We start from the raw sequence: 18,525 nt of genomic DNA, 5'->3' as shown, positions 1-18,525 counted from the left end.
CGCTCTTGCTGTACAGCGGCGCGGCCAGAGCAGCCGCCCCCGCACCTTTAAGGACAGAGCGTCTGGAAAGGTTTTTCCGTTCGGCCATAGTAGTTTCTCCCGTTATTGGACTGATAGTTTTTTGTTTTGTGGTTGCAGGTTAGAACTTTGCGCCGGGGCTGTCAGTCCAAAAGTGACAGTTGACGAATTTTATAAGTCCAGAATCCCGCCACACCCGGTTGCAGACCACGATCAGGTCGCGGCCTCTTCAACCCAGATGGAAACTCCAAATGGTGGGATTACGGACGCACCGACAAGGTACTTTCGCGTTTTGACATCGGGCAGAGGTTGCTCATCAGGCCCGAAATTAAAAGCGAATTGCAAATCTCCCCGGCGTGTTATCCGCAGGTCAGGACTGCTTTCTGTTATAGGTATCCCTACCCAGTTCAGCGCCTCAGTCAGAACGGCCTGCAACAGCGCTCCGCGTGGAACCATCGCCAGATAGATCGCCCGGTCTGAGCGCACAATTGCAGGGCTTCCATCGCGGTAGGTGCTGGAAAAACTAGCTATTAAGGTCTCGTTTGTTTCGACAATTTCGCGCCAGCCGGTGAATTCATGCTTGGTACCGTCCTGCAGCCGTACCGTTTCCTGCGCCAAATCCGGCAACGATTCTACTCTCAGAATCCTCACGCCCGTCAGATCGGCCAGTTCTCCGGGGGCGAGGTTTTGCGGCGTGTGCATGTCGTTTGTCTTGCTGCCCGCGCGTGCACCGATCAGTAATTTAGCCTGACAGGCTCGAAGCTTTGCGGCCAGATCGGGTGAAACAATCATGCATTGAGGAATAACAATCAGCGCGTAACCGGACAGATCGTCACCAGTCCCAACGAAATCCAGATCTATTCCAAGCGAACGCAAGCCCGCATACCATTCACGGTAGATCTGCGCATTCGGAAATGCAGCGTCATGGGGTAAAATTTCTGCAGCCCAGATGGACTCGTAATCCAGCAATATTGCCACCTGCGCCCTAACGCGCGTGGACAAAGGCAAGGTGTTACGTTCCGAGGCCACCTGTGCCAGTTCCACTGCCGCCTGATCGGGGCTGCCATCAGAGCGCAACAAAGCAGTGTGAAACTGCTCTTGCGCGAATTTAGCCTGACGCCAGCGAAAGAACATCACCGCCTGTGCCCCGTGCGCATAAGCTGCCCATGTCCACAACCTGACCATTCCATCGGCGGGTGACGGATTTTTCTCGGCCCAGTCCACTGGTCCGGGCTGTTGTTCCAGCACCCACATGCGCCCACTGCCCTGACTGCGATACAGATCGCAATGGAACCCCTGATAATCGGGCGCGCCGGTCCGCAGATACCGCCGCTTGTCCTCATCCAGCAACGTGGACTCAAGCAAATTGCCCAGCGGATAGCTGTCGAAGCCTGCAATATCCAGATCGGCGGCAACAGCGTGGTGATCAAATTCGAAACTGCCCGCCATAAAATTATGCGTGATGTCCCGGCCCGGTGAGAGTTCCCGCAGTACATCCACCTGCGCCCTGTTGAACAGTCGCACCCGGTCCGACGAATAACGCGCGAAATCCAGTGCATGTGTCGGGTTGGCGCTGGCAACCAGCCCGTTCGGCAATTCAACTTGGTCAAAACTGGAATAGGCAGAGCCCCAAAACACCGTTCCCCATGTATTGTTCAATTTCTCAATCGAGCCATAGCGGTCGGCCAGCCACCGGCGAAACCCATCGCGAGCCGCACCCGAGTAGCTGAGCACCGTATCATGATCATTGTACTCATTGTCGATCTGCCAGGCACGCACATACGGGTTTTGGCCATACCGGCGTGCGTATTCAGTGGCTATCCGGCGTGCTTCGGACAGATAGACTTCGCTGGAAAAGCAGTAGTGCCGTCTGGAGCCGAACCCCCGAACCCGACCATCCGAACCAACCGGCAGGATACCCGGGTATTCATCAATCAGCCACTTCGGAGGCGCAGCCGTAGGTGTGGACATCATCACGCGCAGACCGGCCTCACCCAGAATACTGATTACTTCGTCCAGCCAGCCCCAGTTAAACTGGCCTCGTTCCGGCTCAATCAGCCCCCATGTGAATTCGGCAATCCGGACCCAGTCGAGCCCCATTTCAACCATCCGCCGGGCGTCGTCCCGCCAAAGCGACCGATCCCACTGTTCGGGATAGTAGCAGACCCCCAGTTCCAGCCTGCTCATCGGTCTTCCCTTGCAGTGCGTCGTTCGATCCATTTGAGGAAGCTGGCGCAGCCCAGCGTAATCACGACATAGAGGATCGCAGCCGTGTTAAAGGGCGCGAAGGGCAGGAAGCTGGCTGCCTGAAACTCTCGCATGCGCTGGGTCATATCGCGCACCGACAGGATCGACAGCAACGACGTATCCTTGATCATGGCGATGAATTCATTGCCCAAGGGGGGCGTAACGATGCGCAGCGCCTGCGGAAGGACGATCAGACGCGCGGTTTGCCAGCGCGACAGTCCCAGTGAACCGCCTGCCTCGATCTGGCCTCTTGGAATGGCTTCGATGCCGGACCGGAAAATCTCGGCCATATAGGCAGAGTACCCGATGGCGATGGCGATGACCCCGCGGGTCATGTTTGTCATGTCGATGCCGCCGCCCGTTGCATCCTTGACCGCACCCGCCAAAGGCAGACCGATATAGAGAATAATCACCAGCATCGGTATGCCGCGGATGGTATCGACAAAGAACTCGGCCCCTACGGCCAACGGATGGAGTTTATGCTGCGCCCCGCCGATTGTCAGCGTCAGCAGCAAAAAGCCAAAGACCGCAAAGGTCAGCGCAGGGTTGCGGTATTTGTCGGGCAGGAAGCTGGTTTTCCACAGTACCGGATAGCCCTGAGTGTGCGACTCAACCGGGACAAAAGCGCCTGAGACGCTGTCGACGGTTTCGATCTGCTCCAAGGCACTTGCGGCGTCCGGGGCGCTCCGAATGCGATATTGTTGGCCTTCACCTCCGTCGAATTCTCCAAATCGGATAAGATCGGCCTGCGCTTGCGGTGTACCACGGACGATGGCGATGCGGGCGTCGGTGGTGCCCACCAGAACGTAACTCACCTGTGGCTGCATGAAAAAGAACGCCGAAATCGCCAGCAATGCAAGGCTGACGCAGCCATAGACTACCGTGGTCCGTGCCGTGGGCTTGAACGATTGCAGCCCGACCCAGATCAGACCCAGAATGGCCGCGAAGATATAGGCAAATATGGCCGCCCTGAAAGTGATCGCGACCCCGGTTGCGAATTGCCAATGGGCCATGAACATCAGATAGAACAGGATGGCTCCGGTCAGGATTTCAAATCCAAGCCGGACATATCCGGAGACCTTTCCCGAGAGGCGGGTAGATAGCGGGATAGCAACTACGACAAGCGCATAAAAGGCCAGCAGTATTTGCATTCCGCTCTGAACCCGTTCGACGACCTCGGGGAACAACACCCAGGTTTGCGAAGACCTGTCAATCAAGGTCGATGTGTTTTCGCTGAGCGCATGAAAGAACACGGATTCGGCAAAGGGCATTAGAACTTGCGGCGCGGAGAACCCCAGAGCCACCAGCGCGAGGGCCGAAGGTATCGCAACAATCGCCGCTATGCGCAGCCATCCCGGTGTCACGGCCTCAAACCGTGCATTGCGGGCGCAGAGATACCCCAAAACTGCAACAGCTAAAATGAGCAGAAATCCAACAAAGATCGGTCCTGCGTTGTTGCCGATACCCAGGATCGCATTCAGCGATCGCAGGTATTTCGAAGAGGTTGCAAACAGATAGATGATGAACGGGGCGGCGGCGAGCAGAACAAGATTGCTCGGGCGGATCGAGCTAAGACGCGACATGAAACCTCTCTGCTGAAATGCGGCCCGGCCCCGTTTGAGGTCGGACCGTTATGGGCCAGAACTGGTTATTCGGTGCTCCAGTATTTCCCGACCAACGTGTCCAGAGTGCCGTCGGCTTTTATCGCCGCCAGTCCTTCATTAATGGCATCAACGGTGGCGTCGCCTTCCTGAAACACAATGCCCAGCGGATCGGATTGCAGCCCGGTGATACCCACCGTCAGCTCACCTGCGAACTCCTGCTCATAGGCGGCAGCCGAGGTTCCGTCGATGATGACACCCTGCACATCCGCATTCTGCAGCGCCAGGATTGCGGCCGAGAAGTTGTCATACAGGCTGACATTCTCGCGCCCGACCAGTTCTTCGGCCAGCTGTGCATTGGTGGTCCCGGTCTGTGCCGCCAGTTTCTGGCCACCTGCTTTGAAATCATCCAGCGTCATATCCGCATTATCGACCTGCAAAAGGATGGCTTGGCTGACCACGATGTACGGTTCCGAGAAGTCCATGGATTCTTCGCGCTCCGGCGTAATCGAGACGCCAGAGATCACCAGATCGAACTCACCCTGCTGCAGAGCCGCAAAGATGCCGTCCCAGGCCGTGTTGACGAAATTCGGGACGCAATTGACCTTTTCGCAGATAGCATTCATCACATCCACGTCGAAGCCCACAATCTCTCCGGTCGCTTCATCGACGGTTTCCATGGGCGGATAAGTTGCATCGGTGCCGATTTTCAGAACGCGCCCCTCGAGATCGGCAGCAAACGCCGCGGGTGCGGCCATCACGGTCAGGGCAGCTGCGGCTAATAGGTTTTTGAACATCTCCGGTTACTCCTCTGTTGGTCTATTTGATGAGCGCCGTTTTTGGCGCGGGGGTGTCAGGTTGCCGCTCGATAAGTGTGGCCCTGATCTTTTTCTGAGTTTCAGACGGGTCCGCCCCGTCCAAAGCTTTCAGCATGAACTCGCCCAGCAGGCGGCTGGTTTCCCCGATCGGTACGTAGTAGGTGCTGGGCGGCGGCACAAAGTATCGACTGAGCTGCAGGTCGTCGGTTGAAATCACCACAATATCCTGGCCGATCCGGACACCTGCCTGGTGCGCGGCGGACAAAACGCCCAATGTCATCGCTTCGTTAGCACAGATACAGGCAGTGGGCAGTTCTTTCAGTTGCATCAACGCTTCAAAGGACTTCTGACCCGTGCGCGCCGTTGTCGGACCGTCAAAGACCAATTCGGTATTCATCGAAAGCCCCGCATCCTTGAGAGCCTCGCCATAGCCGTTCCGGCGCTGGGTCGCGTAAACCAGTTCTGAGGGAGGGTTCACCAGAGCTATGCGCCGATGACCCAGTTGAATCAGCCGCGCAGTCGCGTCGAAGGCTGCAGCCTGACTGTCGATGTCAACGTAGGGATGGGGCATTTCGCTGTCGCTCATGCCCATAGTTACAAATGGGAATGAACACTGCTGCAGGTAAGTGATGCGCGGATCGTCATGCAAAGTGCCCGAAAAGATGACGCCATCAGCCAGACCATCTTTTACAATCTTTTCGAGCGTCCCCATTGCGTCCGCCGTGTCGGCCACGTTGAAAACGCTCAACTCATACCTTGACCCCTGAAGCGCGCCGGAAATCCCGGCCAGAATGCGGGTGAACTCAACACCCTCCCACTCTTCCTCAGCGTCAGTTGACACACTGACCAGAACGGCAATGCGATAGGATTTGTTGGTGCGCAGTTTCAATCCATCCAAATTCACGCGATAGCCAAGCCGGGTGGCGGCCGCCTGAATCTCCTGGCGTGTTTCTTCCTTGACCGACGCAGCCCCTCGCAGAGCGTTCGACACTGTGCCGACGGAATACCCGGTCTCCCTGGCGATGGACTTGATGGTCGCACGGGCCATTACCACGCCCTCGCCAATAGCTGTTCTGTCAGGAAGCCACGCCCGGTCAGTAATGTTTCGGAATGGTTTTGTGTCTCGTCATGCTCAATGAAAAGATCGGCACAAGGGCTATTCTCCAAAACACTTAGAACCCGGGGCCAGTCCACCACCCCCTGGCCCGGGTTACGCCAGCGCTCATCCCCATGACCGGCTGAGGGATCGGCATCCTTTGCATGGATGGATACGATGCGACCCGAATACCTCTGCAACAGGTCCGTCGGGTTTGGCACCGACACGGCCAGCCATCCGATATCGGGCTGCCAATGCAAGGCGTCCTGCGCAAGTATCAGGTCCAGCGGAGTTTCACCTGGGTGGCCTTCCAGATCAAAGTCGTGATTGTGGTAGGTAAAGCAAATGTCGTGATCGGCAAGTTGTGCAGCCCAGCCCGCCAATCGGCCCGACACGTCCGTCCATCCCTCGGTCGTGTCGGGCCGCGCCTCGGGCGTCAGCCATGGCATGACGGCCACCGGGCATTTCAAAAGGCTCAGCAGGTAAACAATGTCGTCGAAGCGGTCCTCGTATTCTTCCCAGTCGAAATGCGCCGAGCGTACATTCAGCCCGAAGCTTTCGACCTGTTGCGCCATGTTTTCAGGAGGGAGATCATGAAAACCAGTCGTCTCAATATCAGTGATCCCACAGGCTCTCACCAAGTCAAGCTGGCTGGTAAAATCTCCAACCTGCCGAACGGTGTAAAGTTGCGCCGATATCCGCATTTTCGAAAGTCATCGCTAATTGAAACGTTTCAATTAGGTTGAAACAGCAATACCCAACTTGTCAAGCATGGTATGAGCAGGGGTCATTTCCGCACGGAGGCCACTTGATGAAGCAAGTGAAAGTTGGTGGGACCAGTGGAACGTCTGCCTCATCAAAGCCATTATGATTCGAAGAAGACAAGGAAGCCGGATTAAAGTTGCGCCGCGATGTCCCGGTCATCACCCAGTACGACGGCCTGTCTTTTCTGAAGAGCGGGCAGGATGTGCCGATCTTTACCGCTCGCTCATCGGACTGCCAAGCCCGAGAAATGGGCGGAAATGTTGATTGAACGGATCAAGTCACCGGATGATCAGGTTAAATCTGGATTGCCGGAGGCCGAACTGGTAGTTGGCGGCTCAAACGCCCCCAACAGGTTCTGACCATGAAAAATACCCGTGCTGATTTTCCCAAAGATTTCCTCTTTGGTGTCGCAACCTCTGCCTATCAGATCGAAGGTCATGCTCAGGGCGGCGCAGGGCAAACCCATTGGGACACCTTTGCAAAGACGCCCGGCAACGTGGTGCGGAACGAGAATGGCGACCTGGCCTGCGACCACCTCAACCGCTTTCCTCAGGATTTAGATCTGGTTCGCGAGGCCGGATTCGACTGTTACCGTTTCTCGACCAGCTGGGCCCGTGTCCTTCCCGAGGGGCGTGGTCCGGTCAATGAGGCCGGTCTGGACTACTACGATCGCCTGGCCGATGCGCTGCTGGATCGCGGCATTCGCCCTTGCGCAACCCTGTATCACTGGGAGTTGCCTTCTCCGCTGGCCGATCTGGGCGGCTGGCGCAACCGGGACATCGCCGGGTGGTTCGCTGAATTTGCAGAAGTCATCATGGGCCGCATTGGCGACCGCATGTACAGCGTTGCACCGATCAACGAGCCCTGGTGCGTCAGCTGGCTGAGCCATTTCGAAGGCCACCACGCTCCCGGTCTGCGAGACATCCGTGCCACGGCCCGTGCCATGCACCATGTGCTGCTGGCACATGGTCGGTCCATTGAGGCAATGCGCGGATTGGGGATGTCCAATTTGGGCGCTGTATTCAACCTGGAATGGGCCGAGCCCGCAGATGACAGCCCTGAGGCGCGCCGGGCTGCCGACCTCTATGACGGCATCTACAACCGGTTCTTTCTGGGTGGCGTGTTTAACAAAGCCTACCCTGAAAACGTGCTTGAAGGCCTGGAACCCTACTTGCCTGACGGCTGGCAGAACGATTTCGACACGATCGGAGCTCCGGTCGACTGGTGCGGTCTGAATTACTATACCCGCAAACTGATCGCCCCTGCCGACACAGGGTGGCCAAGCCTGAACGAGGTTCCCGGCCCGCTTCCCAAAACGCAAATGGGCTGGGAAATCGAGCCCACTGCCCTGACGCGTTTCCTGACCCGAACAAAGCAGGAGTACACCGGGGATCTGCCAATCTATATCACCGAAAACGGCATGGCCAGCCCAGAGCGTCAGCAAGATGACGACCGAATTGACTACCTTGATCAGCACTTGACTGCGGTTCAGGACGCTTTGGATCAGGACGTGCCGGTGAAAGGCTATTTCATTTGGTCTTTGCTGGACAATTACGAATGGGCGTACGGCTACGAGAAGCGGTTTGGTCTGGTCGATGTTGATTTCGAAACGTTAGAGCGTACGCCGAAAGCCTCTTACAAAGCCGTGAAAACAGCTTTGGCCGGAAGCGTCGTGTCGCTGCCTCTGGCGCAACCTGCCGGAGCGATGCACGAACACTGGAACCTGGTCGCTGATATCGGCGGCACAAACACACGTTTGGGCGTAATCTCAAACGGTAAGCTCACTGACCTGCGCAAATACCCGACCGGAACGCTAACCGATCTGCTTGAGGCTTTTCACAGCCTGCGCGACGAAATCGGGACCGACCCCCGCGCTGTGGTCGCTGCCGGGGCCGGGCCAGTGAAGGACGGAACAATCCGGTTGACGAATGCGCATCTCGATCTGTCAGAAAGCGATATTGGCAAAGCCACGGGCGCGCAACATACGTTTGTTATCAACGACTTCACCGCAGCCGCGTGGTCAGTGGCCGAGGCGAACGGTGACGACGTCGAAGTCCTGCAGGGTGCTGCGACCCCTCCCGTCGGAACGCGGCTTGTAGTAGGTCCCGGCACTGGCCTTGGTGTCGGGGCGCTGCTCTATTCCGAGGGTCGCTATCACACCGCATCCGGTGAAGGAGGTCACGTTGGCCTGTCTCCGCGCCATGGTGATGAGGTCGAAATCTTCCGCGCTGCCCGCCATATTGCGCCGGATTGTTTCTTTGACGACAGCCTGGCGCTTGAGGCGGAAATGTTCCTCAGCGGTACAGGTCTGCCCATCCTGTATCAGGCCGTTGGCGTGGCTGCCGGGCAGGTCAACACTCCGGTGCGCAATGCCAGGGACATTCTGGATGATGCCCGCACGCAAACAGATCCTATCGCAGAAAAAGCTGCACACATGTTCACGACCCATTTGGGGGCCGTAATGGGAGACCTCGCAGTGGTGCTCATGCCCGCCGGAGGCGTTTTCCTTGTGGGTGGCGTTGCCGAAAAAAACCGTTGGCTGTTCAAGGATGCGTTCCGGGATGCATTCAATGCGGGCGGGCGGTTCAGCGATTTACGCCGGTCGATGAACTTATATGTGTCGGAACAGGGTGAATTTGGCATTGTTGGCGCTAACAATTTCTGTAAAAGTGCACTCGCGCGGTAAATTGGCCGCCTGACCCCACAATCAGAAAGGACCACGGCATGATCCTGTGCTGCGGCGAAGCCCTGATCGACATGATCGCCGCCCCGACGGTTTCGGACGAAAAGGGGTTTGTGCCCCGCTCAGGCGGCGCCATTTTCAACACAGCCATCGCGCTGGGACGGCTTGGGTCACCGGTTGGGATACTGACAGGCCTGTCTTCGGACATGTTCGGGCAGCAGCTTGCAGAGGCGTTGCAGGCCAGCCATGTGGACGCGAGTCATGTGATCTATTCTGACCGCCCCACAACGCTGGCCTTTGTGCAGTTGCAGGACGGACAGGCGAGCTACAGCTTTGTGGATGAAAACTCAGCCGGACGCATGTTGATGCCCGAGGATATGCCGGACCAGTTGCCCGCTGTGTCTGCACTGTATTTTGGCGGCATCAGCCTGACCAGCGAACCCTGTGCCGACGCCTATGCAGCACTGCTGGACAAACACGGATCGGATCGCGCCGTCATGTTGGACCCGAATATCCGGCCCGGCTTCATCAGGGATCAGACCCGATACCGTACGCGTTTGAACCAAATGATCGCGCAAGCCGATATTGTGAAGGTTTCGGACGAGGATCTGGACTGGATCATCCCCGGCCCGGAAAGCCTGCCCGAAAAAGTTCCGCTGCTGCTGCAATCGGGACCCGCTGTCGTTATCGTAACCAGGGGCGGCGACGGTGCGACAGGGTTTCTGGCGGAAGGCTCTGAAATTTCGGTTCCTGTTAAGCCGGCCAACGTGGTCGATACCGTCGGAGCGGGCGATACGTTCAATGCCGGAGTATTGGCTGAACTGCATCGTTCAGGCCACCTGACCAAATCCGGCCTGCGGGCATTGAGACCGGAAAACCTGCGCGCGGCGCTAGTCAAAGGCGTGGAAGTTGCCGCCGTCACAGTATCCCGCGCAGGAGCAAACCCGCCCTGGGCACACGAGCTTTGACCCAAAAGAGACTCAGATGAATCGTTCAGACATCAACGCCATCAAAACCGAAGCCGAAGCCTTTATCCGCTCCTTCGGAGCGGTTCTGCCCCCTTTTGCCAGCTGGTCCACAGCCCGGATGCGCAGCGATCAGGCAGCAGGTATTCGTGAGCGCGGCCTTGGTTGGGACATAACGGATTACGGTCAAGGTCGGTTTGACGAACTGGGACTGTTCCTGTTCACACTGCGCAACGGCGACGTGGCTGACCTGAACAATGGCCGCGGCATGCTTTACGCGGAAAAACTGCTGGTTTCGCGGGACAAACAGCTGTCCCCCATGCACCGCCATATCGTTAAGGCCGAAGACATCATCAATCGCGGCGGCGGTGACCTGGTGATGGAAATCTATGCCTCGGATGCGCGGGGCGGCATCGACCGCGACACCTCCGTTATCGTTCCCAGCGATGGTTGTCCGGTTACGATCCAGCCCGGCGAGTTGCTGCGCCTCAGGCCGGGTCAGAGCGTTACCCTGATGCCGGGTATCTGGCATGCATTCTGGGCTGAGAAGGGCGATTGCCTGATCGGTGAAGTCTCGACTGTCAATGACGATCGCACAGACAACGTGTTCGAAGACCCGATTCCTCGCTTTGCCACAATCGAAGAAGACGCCGAACCCGATTTCCTGCTTGTCGCAGATTACTACAGCTGAAATATGCAGTGCGCGGTGGGCGCCTCGTAAGTCCCACAACGATCGAGCACGTACGTCCGCTTCGCCCATCAGCGGCACTCAATCCACAGGTTGAATGCCGGCCGTTGGCAGAGGATTTTCGCGATCTTTATTTGTGACAGCGGACGCTTTTGGGGCGCTCCGGCATAAGTCCCTTTTCTAAAACCGGAAAAACGCATTAACATGGCACTCGACTAAAGGTTGAAAATCACGAACCTGCCGATGTGCGGCCGTGAAGGGATCGGTGTGATGGTAACGAAAGCAGAGCTTGAAGCGGAGGTCGCGGCACTGCGCCGACAATTGGCAGAACAATCCGCTGCGACGAACACGGCCACTTCACAAAAACAGAAAGAGACAACAGAGGCCGAGGAAAAGGTGGGCGACAGGATCACTGACAACTTCGAAGCGTGGTCGACCCAACTCGAAGACGTGCTGACCGAACTGGAAGACCTGCCACACAAAAAGCCGATCCTTTTTGCCCTGGGCATTTTCGCGCTTGGTTATCTGCTAGGCCGATCCCGGTAGGAGCGCATTCATGAGCCGTATTTCCCGCAACATTTCGATCATTCTTCGCGCCGAACGACTGATTGCGCAACGCCAGGTCGCCGTCGCTGCAAAGCGTACAGGATTCTACGCCGCTGCAGGGCTCGCGGTCGGGCTGGCCGTTATCATGCTGAACGTGGCGGGCTTTTTCTGGTTGACCGCGACCCTGTCGAAACCCCTTTCAGCGCTGATAATCGCGGGGGCCAATCTGGCGCTGGCTCTGATCCTGGCGTTGGTTGCGAACTCAATGAGTGCCGAGACAGACACAACGGCTGCCGTCGAGTTACGGGACATGGCCCTGCACGACATCGAAGCGGAAATCAGAGACAACCTGTCTGACGCCCGCAACACCGTGGCCGGCCTCCGGCGCGATCCGGTCGGCGTTCTGACGCCCGAGATTGTCAGCGCCCTGCTGCGCACACTGATCAAATTTGCCCGGAACCGGAAAGAAAAGTCCGACCAGTAAGTTCTATTGCACCAGCCGAGCAGCGGCGCGCGCGATGACCATCTCTTCATTCGTGGGGATCGCCAGAATGCGGACACGGCTGAAATCTGTCGACAGAACCGTGCCGCCGTCAGCGTTTCTGTTGTGGTCCATCTCAATCCCGATCCACCGCATTCCATCACAGACCATCTGACGGATCCTGGCGGAGTTTTCACCTATACCGCCGGTGAAAATCAGCGCGTCAATTCCCTCCAAAGCGGCGGACAAGGCTCCCAGCTCTCGCCGGATACGGAACACATAATAGTCGATAGCTTTTCGCGCCTCGGGCGTGTCTGCGGCCAGAAGGGTACGCATGTCGGACGAAATACCAGACAGACCCAACAGGCCGGACCTGCGATAGAGCATGTCGGCGATTTCGTCCGCGGACAGCCCCTCTTGCTGCATCATGTAAAGCACGACGCCGGGGTCCAGTTGGCCGCTACGCGTACCCATCGGCAGACCATCCAGCGCCGAGAAACCCATGGTCGAAGCGACGGCACGCCCACCTGACACCGCGCACATGGACGCGCCATTTCCCAGATGTGCGATCACCACGCGCCCATCATAAAGGCCCGGCGCAATTTCCTTCAGCTTATTCGAGACATAATCGTAGCTAAGCCCATGAAATCCGTATCGGCGTACCCCTTTTTCGTAATAGCTGATCGGAAGGGCGAATGTATCGTTTACCCACGGGTGTGCGCGATGAAACGCAGTATCGAAGCAGGCCACCTGTATAGTGTCGGGAAAGGCCGCACTTGCCGCGCGAATTCCGGCAAGGCTGTAGGGCTGGTGCAGCGGCGCGAAAGGGATAAACCCGGCCAATGTATCGAGGACGCCGTCGTCCACCGGAACCGGCTCGGAATACACCGTGCCGCCATGAACAACACGATGACCAACTGCCCGAACGCGAATGTCCGGCAGGTATTCCTGAACCAGATCCAAGAACGCGTTTATGGCTTCGTCGTGGGTTTTGGTATTGGTCAGAGGACGGTCGACGGCGCGACCACCAGCCGATTGCGCCAGCAGGCGGGGTGCATCACCCAGCCGTTCGATCTGCCCACGCCAGCGCATGCTGGGTCGGCGGTCCTCAACCAGTTCATACAGCGCGAATTTCAACGACGAGGATCCGGCATTCAGTGCCAGAACATGATCAGCCATGGATTTTGCCCTTGTTAGCCATTGCATGCAGCGCTGCCACGGCGCAGGACGCCAGCCGCGAGGCATCGTCGTCCGCGCGCGACGTGAGGATGATCGGAGCCGCAGCCCCCACCACGATGCCAGCTGCCTCGGCATGCGAAATATAGGTCAGTTGTTTCGCCACCATATTGCCCGCCTCGATATTTGGCGCAATCAATATGTCAGCCGCACCGGCAACCTCTGAATTGATGCCCTTGGTGCGTGCCGCAGTCAGATCGACTGCGTTGTCCATGGCTAGTGGGCCGTCGACCAGACCCCCCGTGATTTGCCCCCGCTCGGCCATTTTGGACAGCAGCGCCGCATCGACTGACGAAGGCATGCGCGGATTGATTGTCTCGACCGCTGACAGCACGCCAACCTTGGGCGTTTCGATCCCGATGGAATGCGCCAAATGGATTGCATTCTGAACGATGTCCGCTTTGGTTTCCAAATCAGGTGCAATATTGACCGCAGCATCCGTGACCATAATCGGCCGCGACATGCCCGGGACATCCATCACAAATACATGCGACAAACGCCTGCCGGTCCGCAGACCATTTTCCCGGCGCAAGACCGCGTGCAGAAGGACATCGGTGTGTAAGTGCCCCTTCATCAGGGCCTGCGCCTTGCCCCCCACCACCAGATCAACCGCGCGGTGAGCCGCAATCTCATGGCTGCGGGCTTCGATGACTTCGATCCCGGAAATGTCCGCGTCCAACTCGGCAGCGGCAGCGGCGATCTTGTCGGGATCACCGACCAGGATCGGAGAAATGATGCCGTTGGAAAGGCCCAGCAGCGCCCCGCCCAGCGAGTTCGGCTCTTCCGGGGCTACCACTGCCGTTGGCATCGGGTCCAGAAGTCTTGCCTTTTCAAGCAGGGCATCGAAATGGCGGTGACGTTGCACGATCAGGCCGGGCACTTCGATTGAATCGAACTCCATGTGGTGTGTCGGAGGCGTTACCTGGACCTCACCGTTCATGATCAGGGCATTGTCACCAACCCGACGTACTTCGGCAGCGCATACCAAGTCGCCATCCTGCCGCTTTTCAAGGATTGATACGAAGGCCGTCAGTTCGTCTCCGGCAAGGACCGGGATGTGGAACGTCAGGTTTGCATGCCGGGTTTGGGTTCCTGCGCCCGGGAGGATATTGCCCAGAACCGCTGCGACCAGACCGGCAGGCCAAAGGGCCGGAGCCACAGCCTCGGGACGTCCGTCACCATCCCCGTCATAGCTTGCCAGATGCAATGGGTTATGGTCACCGGAAGCCGAGGCAAAAGCGTATAGGTCGTCCACCGTGCACAGCCGCGTCAATTGTGCTTCGTCACCAACTTCAAGCTGCGAGTAGGTTCGGTTTTCATGAGTTTTCATTTTGGACTGGCCCTGTTTGAGGCTGCAACCCAGCATGCCCTTGGTTTGCGTGCGGGGATTGGCAGAGGTTTCACACAGTGCGCGCGACATGTCCATCAGTTCCGCGGAAGATGGTGGCTCCTGCGCGAGTGTCCGCAAGATCAGATCAACGGTCATGCCGTTGAAGGACCCCACGATTATCCGATCGAACCACGCAGCCAGCGCACCGCCTCAAGGTAAAGGAACGTTGTCTCATTCCGCTCATCGCGCAAGTCACGACCCTGTTTCATCATCTGTTCGATCCATTCCCCTGTCAGTTTTTCCTGCTCAAGGAACGGATTATCCCCGCAACAGACCATTGTTGACCCCCTACCGTTTCGATAATGCTCTGAACATCCATCATCGCTGGTGTCGCTGACAACATGGACACCTGCTGAACGCGCAATGGATGCAGTTTCCGCTTGGGATTTGCTGTCATTGCCGGAACATCGCGCCGGCTATTACGTGCCATCTGTACTGCAGCCAGATTGGTTGCTGTTTGATATTCAAATTCAACACACTGCCGCCGTTTGGCACGGAATTTGAACATAAAACGCGCTCGGTGATTGAAACCGCCGTATCGACAGAAGAAGAGCTGCCAAGTTAATCAAAAGAAAACGAACAATTCATGATCTGGATCAAAAAAAATCGGTAATGTAGACGATATGCAGTAGGCTCTGAGAGGGAATCAAGTGCAGCCAGGTCAAAGCAAAATGAGCCAACTGACCAGCCGACGCGCTTTTCTGAGCGCCCGGACACTTCAGGAGGACAGAAGTATTGTCAGACCGCCCGGATCGGTTGTGCCGGGCTTTGCGGATTTGTGCACAAAATGCGGTGATTGCGTTGAGGCCTGTCCTGAATCCGTGATTGTAATTGGATCAGATGGATTTCCGGTTCTACATGCCGTCGAAGGGCCATGTACTTTCTGCGGTGATTGCGCCCAGGCCTGCCCAACTGACGCATTGCAAATCGAACGCCTTGCCGACTGGCCCTGGCGCGCTACGCTACAAACTGCGTCCTGTTTGTCCATGAACGGAGTCAGCTGCCGCGTCTGCCAGGATAATTGCGAACAGAACGCCATAAGCTTCAGGCTGCAGCCTGGCGGGAACGCCGAGCCCTCCCTGGACGCCAACGCCTGTACCGGCTGTGGGGCCTGCGTGGCACTCTGCCCTGTCGATGCGGTTGCCATGCGACGCCAGACCACACCTCAAACGGAAACGACTCAATGAACATCTGCGGTTGTCTAGCACATATCGTTCCCGAACAAGCCGAAGCTGCCGCTCAGACCCTGAGGGACACCCCGGGCGTCGAAGTACACGCCCAGGCCGAAGACGGCCGTTTCGTCGTTGTCGTCGAAGATACACCTGAACGCCTTGCGTCCGAGACCATCATGGATCTGCATCAGATCCCCGGAGTGATCTCTCTGACGCTGACATATCACCATTTCGAGGATCTCGCGGAGAACCCTCCGCATCCCGATGCCCAAAGCCAAACCACCACCCGGAGGCCCACGCTATGACTACCTCAGAATCTCGCCGGACTTTTCTAAAAGCTTCAGCCGCCGCGGCAACCGCGTCTGCCGCAGGCATCCCGCTGGCCACTGGTCAGGCCAATGCACAGATCGGAGGTGCGGATATCCGCTGGGACAAAGCCGCCTGCCGGTTCTGCGGCACCGGTTGTTCTGTGCTGGTCGGCACCAAGGACGGCCGTGTTGTCGCCACGCAGGGCGATCCGGATGCGCCGGTGAACCGCGGCCTCAACTGTATCAAAGGCTATTTCCTGTCCAAAATTATGTACGGCAAGGACCGCCTGACGACACCGCTGCTGCGCAAGTCGAACGGCGCCTACGACAAGAACGGTGAGTTTGAGCCGGTCAGCTGGGACGAAGCCTTCGACGTGATGGCCGAAAAGTGGAAAGAGGCACTGGCCAAGAAAGGTCCGACCAGTGTCGGCATGTTCGGCTCAGGTCAGTGGACGGTCTGGGAAGGCTATGCCGCGTCCAAACTGATGAAGGCCGGGTTCCGGTCGAACAATATCGACCCCAACGCACGCCACTGCATGGCGTCAGCCGTGGTGGGCTTTATCCGCACCTTTGGCATTGATGAGCCGATGGGCTGCTATGACGACCTTGAGCACGCGGATACTTTCGTGCTGTGGGGTTCGAACATGGCCGAAATGCACCCGATCCTGTGGTCGCGTCTGACCGACACGCGCCTGACCAAGCCAGGATGTGAGGTACATGTGCTGTCGACCTTCGAGCATCGCTCGTTCGAACTGGCGGACAATGGCATTGTATTCGCGCCGCAAACCGACCTGGCGATCCTGAACTATATCGCCAACTACATCATCCAGAACGGCGCGGTGAACGAAGAGTTCGTGAAGAACCACGTCAACATCACCAAGACGGCTACCGATATCGGCTATGGCCTGCGCGACACCCACCAGTTGCAGCAAGAGGCCGAGAACCCGAACTCGGGCAAGCTGGAAACCATCAGCTTTGAGGAATACGCCGAGGCGGTCGCCCCCTACACGCTGGAATACACATCCGAGCTGTCGGGCGTACCTGCAGACAAGCTGGAGAAACTGGCCAAGCAATACGCCGACCCGAACCGCAAGGTCATGAGCCTGTGGACCATGGGCTTCAACCAACACACCCGCGGTTCCTGGGTGAACTCGCTGATGTACAACGTCCACCTGCTGGTAGGAAAGATTTCCGAACCGGGCAACTCGCCCTTCTCGCTGACCGGTCAGCCGTCGGCTTGTGGTACCGCGCGTGAGGTCGGCACTTTTGCTCACCGTCTGCCTGCCGACATGGTAGTTGCGAATGACGAGCACCGCAAAATCTGTGAGACCGCGTGGAATGTCCCCGAAGGTACCATCCCTCCCAAGCCCGGCTTCCACGCCGTGCTGCAACACCGCAAGCTGAAGGATGGTGATCTGAACGCCTATTGGGTGCAGTGCAACAACAACATGCAGGCCGCGCCCAACATCAACGAAGAAGGCTATCCCGGTTATCGCAACCCTGAAAACTTCATCACCGTCTCGGACCCCTATCCGACGGTAACGGCTGTTTCCGCCGACCTGATCCTGCCCACCGCCATGTGGGTCGAAAAGGAAGGCGCCTATGGCAACGCGGAACGCCGTACCCAGTTCTGGCGTCAGCAGGTGAAAGCACCGGGAGAGGCAAAATCGGATCTGTGGCAGCTGATGGAATTCTCGAAACGCTTCACCGTCGAAGAGGTCTGGGGCGAGGAACTGCTGGCCAAGATGCCCGAGCATCGCGGCAAAACCATGTATGACGTGCTCTACGCCAATGGCACAGTCGACAAGTTCCCGCTGTCCGAGACCGCAGAAGGCTTCGACAACGACGACGCCGAGCACTTCGGGTACTACGTCCAGAAAGGCCTGTTCGAAGAATATGCCGAGTTCGGACGCGGCCACGCGCACGACCTTGCGCCGTTCGAAATGTACCACGAGGCGCGCGGTATGCGCTGGCCGGTCGTGGACGGAAAGGAAACACTCTATCGCTTCCGTGAGGGCTATGATCCCTACGTGCCCGAAGGTGCAGACGTGAAGTTCTACGGCCATAAGGATGGCAAAGCCAAAATCATCTTTGCCCCCTATGAGCCAGCCGCCGAAGAGCCGGATGAAGAATTCGATCTGTGGCTATCGACCGGTCGCGTGCTCGAGCATTGGCATTCCGGTTCGATGACCCGCCGGGTACCGGAATTGCACCGTGCCTTCCCGTCCGCCGTTGTCTACATGCACCCGCAGGACGCCAAGGATCGGGGTCTGCGCCGTGGTCAGGAGATCATTCTGTCCACTCGCCGCGGTGAGGTTACCAGCCGTGTCGAGACACGGGGCCGTAACAAGGTGCCGCGCGGTCTGGTCTTCATGCCCTGGTTCGACGAACATCAGCTGACGAACAAACTGACGCTGGACGCGACCTGCCCATTGTCGAAAGAGACCGACTTCAAGAAGTGCGCCTGCAAGGTCGAGCGTGCATAACCGGCCAGGATCGCAAAGGTAGTCC

18 protein-coding genes and 1 pseudogene are annotated in these 18,525 nt (G+C 57.7%); 10 read left to right on the top strand and 9 right to left on the bottom strand.

Annotation, left to right across the window (positions count from 1 at the left end):
• The 6 genes from GOX66_RS16990 to GOX66_RS16965 all read right to left on the bottom strand — a co-directional run.
• Positions 1–88 (bottom strand): twin-arginine translocation signal domain-containing protein (locus GOX66_RS16990; protein ID WP_170763937.1); only part of this gene is annotated, 88 nt, incomplete at its 3' end.
• A gap of 143 nt (positions 89–231) precedes the next feature.
• A complete protein-coding gene (locus tag GOX66_RS16985) occupies positions 232–2,205 on the bottom strand; it encodes a beta-galactosidase (RefSeq protein WP_170763928.1) in 1,974 nt (657 codons plus the stop codon).
• Positions 2,202–3,848 (bottom strand): amino acid ABC transporter permease, encoded by a 1,647-nt coding sequence (locus GOX66_RS16980; protein ID WP_170763927.1) that lies wholly within the window; start codon positions 3,846–3,848, stop codon positions 2,202–2,204. The genes GOX66_RS16985 and GOX66_RS16980 overlap by 4 nt, the downstream gene beginning before the upstream one ends.
• Positions 3,849–3,913: 65 nt before the next feature.
• The gene (locus GOX66_RS16975) at positions 3,914–4,663 is read right to left on the bottom strand and encodes a basic amino acid ABC transporter substrate-binding protein (protein WP_170763926.1); all 750 of its coding nucleotides are present in this window, start codon (positions 4,661–4,663) and stop codon (positions 3,914–3,916) included.
• A 22-nt stretch (positions 4,664–4,685) separates the two neighbouring features.
• Positions 4,686–5,732, bottom strand: coding sequence for a LacI family DNA-binding transcriptional regulator (locus tag GOX66_RS16970; protein ID WP_170763925.1), 1,047 nt, complete (start codon positions 5,730–5,732; stop codon positions 4,686–4,688).
• Positions 5,732–6,355 (bottom strand): sugar phosphate isomerase/epimerase family protein, encoded by a 624-nt coding sequence (locus GOX66_RS16965; RefSeq protein WP_170763924.1) that lies wholly within the window; start codon positions 6,353–6,355, stop codon positions 5,732–5,734. The genes GOX66_RS16970 and GOX66_RS16965 overlap by 1 nt, the downstream gene beginning before the upstream one ends.
• A gap of 18 nt (positions 6,356–6,373) precedes the next feature.
• Here GOX66_RS16965 and GOX66_RS16960 point away from each other — a divergent pair, with 18 nt between their 5' ends.
• From GOX66_RS16960 to GOX66_RS16935, 7 genes and pseudogenes are all read left to right on the top strand, one after another.
• Positions 6,374–6,526 (top strand): hypothetical protein, encoded by a 153-nt coding sequence (locus tag GOX66_RS16960; RefSeq protein WP_170763923.1) that lies wholly within the window; start codon positions 6,374–6,376, stop codon positions 6,524–6,526.
• A 380-nt stretch (positions 6,527–6,906) separates the two neighbouring features.
• A pseudogene (locus GOX66_RS25865) lies at positions 6,907–8,208 on the top strand (GH1 family beta-glucosidase); the annotation flags it as partial.
• Positions 8,209–8,250: 42 nt separating this feature from the next.
• The gene (locus GOX66_RS25860) at positions 8,251–9,231 is read left to right on the top strand and encodes a glucokinase (RefSeq protein ID WP_237212654.1); all 981 of its coding nucleotides are present in this window, start codon (positions 8,251–8,253) and stop codon (positions 9,229–9,231) included.
• A gap of 38 nt (positions 9,232–9,269) precedes the next feature.
• Positions 9,270–10,196, top strand: coding sequence for a carbohydrate kinase family protein (locus tag GOX66_RS16950; protein ID WP_170763921.1), 927 nt, complete (start codon positions 9,270–9,272; stop codon positions 10,194–10,196).
• A gap of 16 nt (positions 10,197–10,212) precedes the next feature.
• Positions 10,213–10,884: a D-lyxose/D-mannose family sugar isomerase gene (locus GOX66_RS16945; RefSeq protein ID WP_170763920.1), complete on the top strand. Its 672-nt coding sequence runs from the start codon at positions 10,213–10,215 to the stop codon at positions 10,882–10,884.
• 267 nt (positions 10,885–11,151) lie between these two features.
• The gene (locus GOX66_RS16940; RefSeq protein WP_170763919.1) at positions 11,152–11,427 is read left to right on the top strand and encodes a hypothetical protein; all 276 of its coding nucleotides are present in this window, start codon (positions 11,152–11,154) and stop codon (positions 11,425–11,427) included.
• Positions 11,428–11,437: 10 nt separating this feature from the next.
• The gene (locus tag GOX66_RS16935; protein ID WP_170763918.1) at positions 11,438–11,911 is read left to right on the top strand and encodes a hypothetical protein; all 474 of its coding nucleotides are present in this window, start codon (positions 11,438–11,440) and stop codon (positions 11,909–11,911) included.
• Positions 11,912–11,914: 3 nt separating this feature from the next.
• Here GOX66_RS16935 and GOX66_RS16930 read toward each other — a convergent pair whose 3' ends face one another.
• From GOX66_RS16930 to GOX66_RS16920, 3 genes are all read right to left on the bottom strand, one after another.
• Positions 11,915–13,087, bottom strand: coding sequence for an acetate/propionate family kinase (locus GOX66_RS16930; RefSeq protein ID WP_170763917.1), 1,173 nt, complete (start codon positions 13,085–13,087; stop codon positions 11,915–11,917).
• Positions 13,080–14,474 (bottom strand): bifunctional enoyl-CoA hydratase/phosphate acetyltransferase, encoded by a 1,395-nt coding sequence (locus tag GOX66_RS16925; RefSeq protein WP_170763936.1) that lies wholly within the window; start codon positions 14,472–14,474, stop codon positions 13,080–13,082. Before GOX66_RS16925 ends, GOX66_RS16930 begins: the two co-directional genes overlap by 8 nt.
• Positions 14,475–14,650: 176 nt before the next feature.
• Positions 14,651–14,812 (bottom strand): hypothetical protein, encoded by a 162-nt coding sequence (locus GOX66_RS16920; protein ID WP_170763916.1) that lies wholly within the window; start codon positions 14,810–14,812, stop codon positions 14,651–14,653.
• A 393-nt stretch (positions 14,813–15,205) separates the two neighbouring features.
• Here GOX66_RS16920 and napF point away from each other — a divergent pair, with 393 nt between their 5' ends.
• Genes napF through napA form a run of 3 tightly spaced genes read left to right on the top strand, consistent with a single transcriptional unit; the run spans position 15,206 to position 18,500 of the window.
• Positions 15,206–15,721 (top strand): ferredoxin-type protein NapF, encoded by a 516-nt coding sequence (gene napF, locus GOX66_RS16915; protein WP_170763915.1) that lies wholly within the window; start codon positions 15,206–15,208, stop codon positions 15,719–15,721.
• Positions 15,718–16,011, top strand: coding sequence for a chaperone NapD (locus tag GOX66_RS16910; protein WP_170763914.1), 294 nt, complete (start codon positions 15,718–15,720; stop codon positions 16,009–16,011). The genes napF and GOX66_RS16910 overlap by 4 nt, the downstream gene beginning before the upstream one ends.
• A complete protein-coding gene (gene napA, locus GOX66_RS16905; RefSeq protein WP_170763913.1) occupies positions 16,008–18,500 on the top strand; it encodes a nitrate reductase catalytic subunit NapA in 2,493 nt (830 codons plus the stop codon). Before GOX66_RS16910 ends, napA begins: the two co-directional genes overlap by 4 nt.
• Positions 18,501–18,525 lie beyond the last annotated feature (25 nt).

The organism is Ruegeria lacuscaerulensis, from assembly GCF_013031245.1.
In the GTDB taxonomy this organism is placed as follows: Bacteria; Pseudomonadota; Alphaproteobacteria; order Rhodobacterales; family Rhodobacteraceae; genus Ruegeria; species Ruegeria lacuscaerulensis_C.
This window is presented reverse-complemented; position numbering and strand designations above follow the sequence as displayed.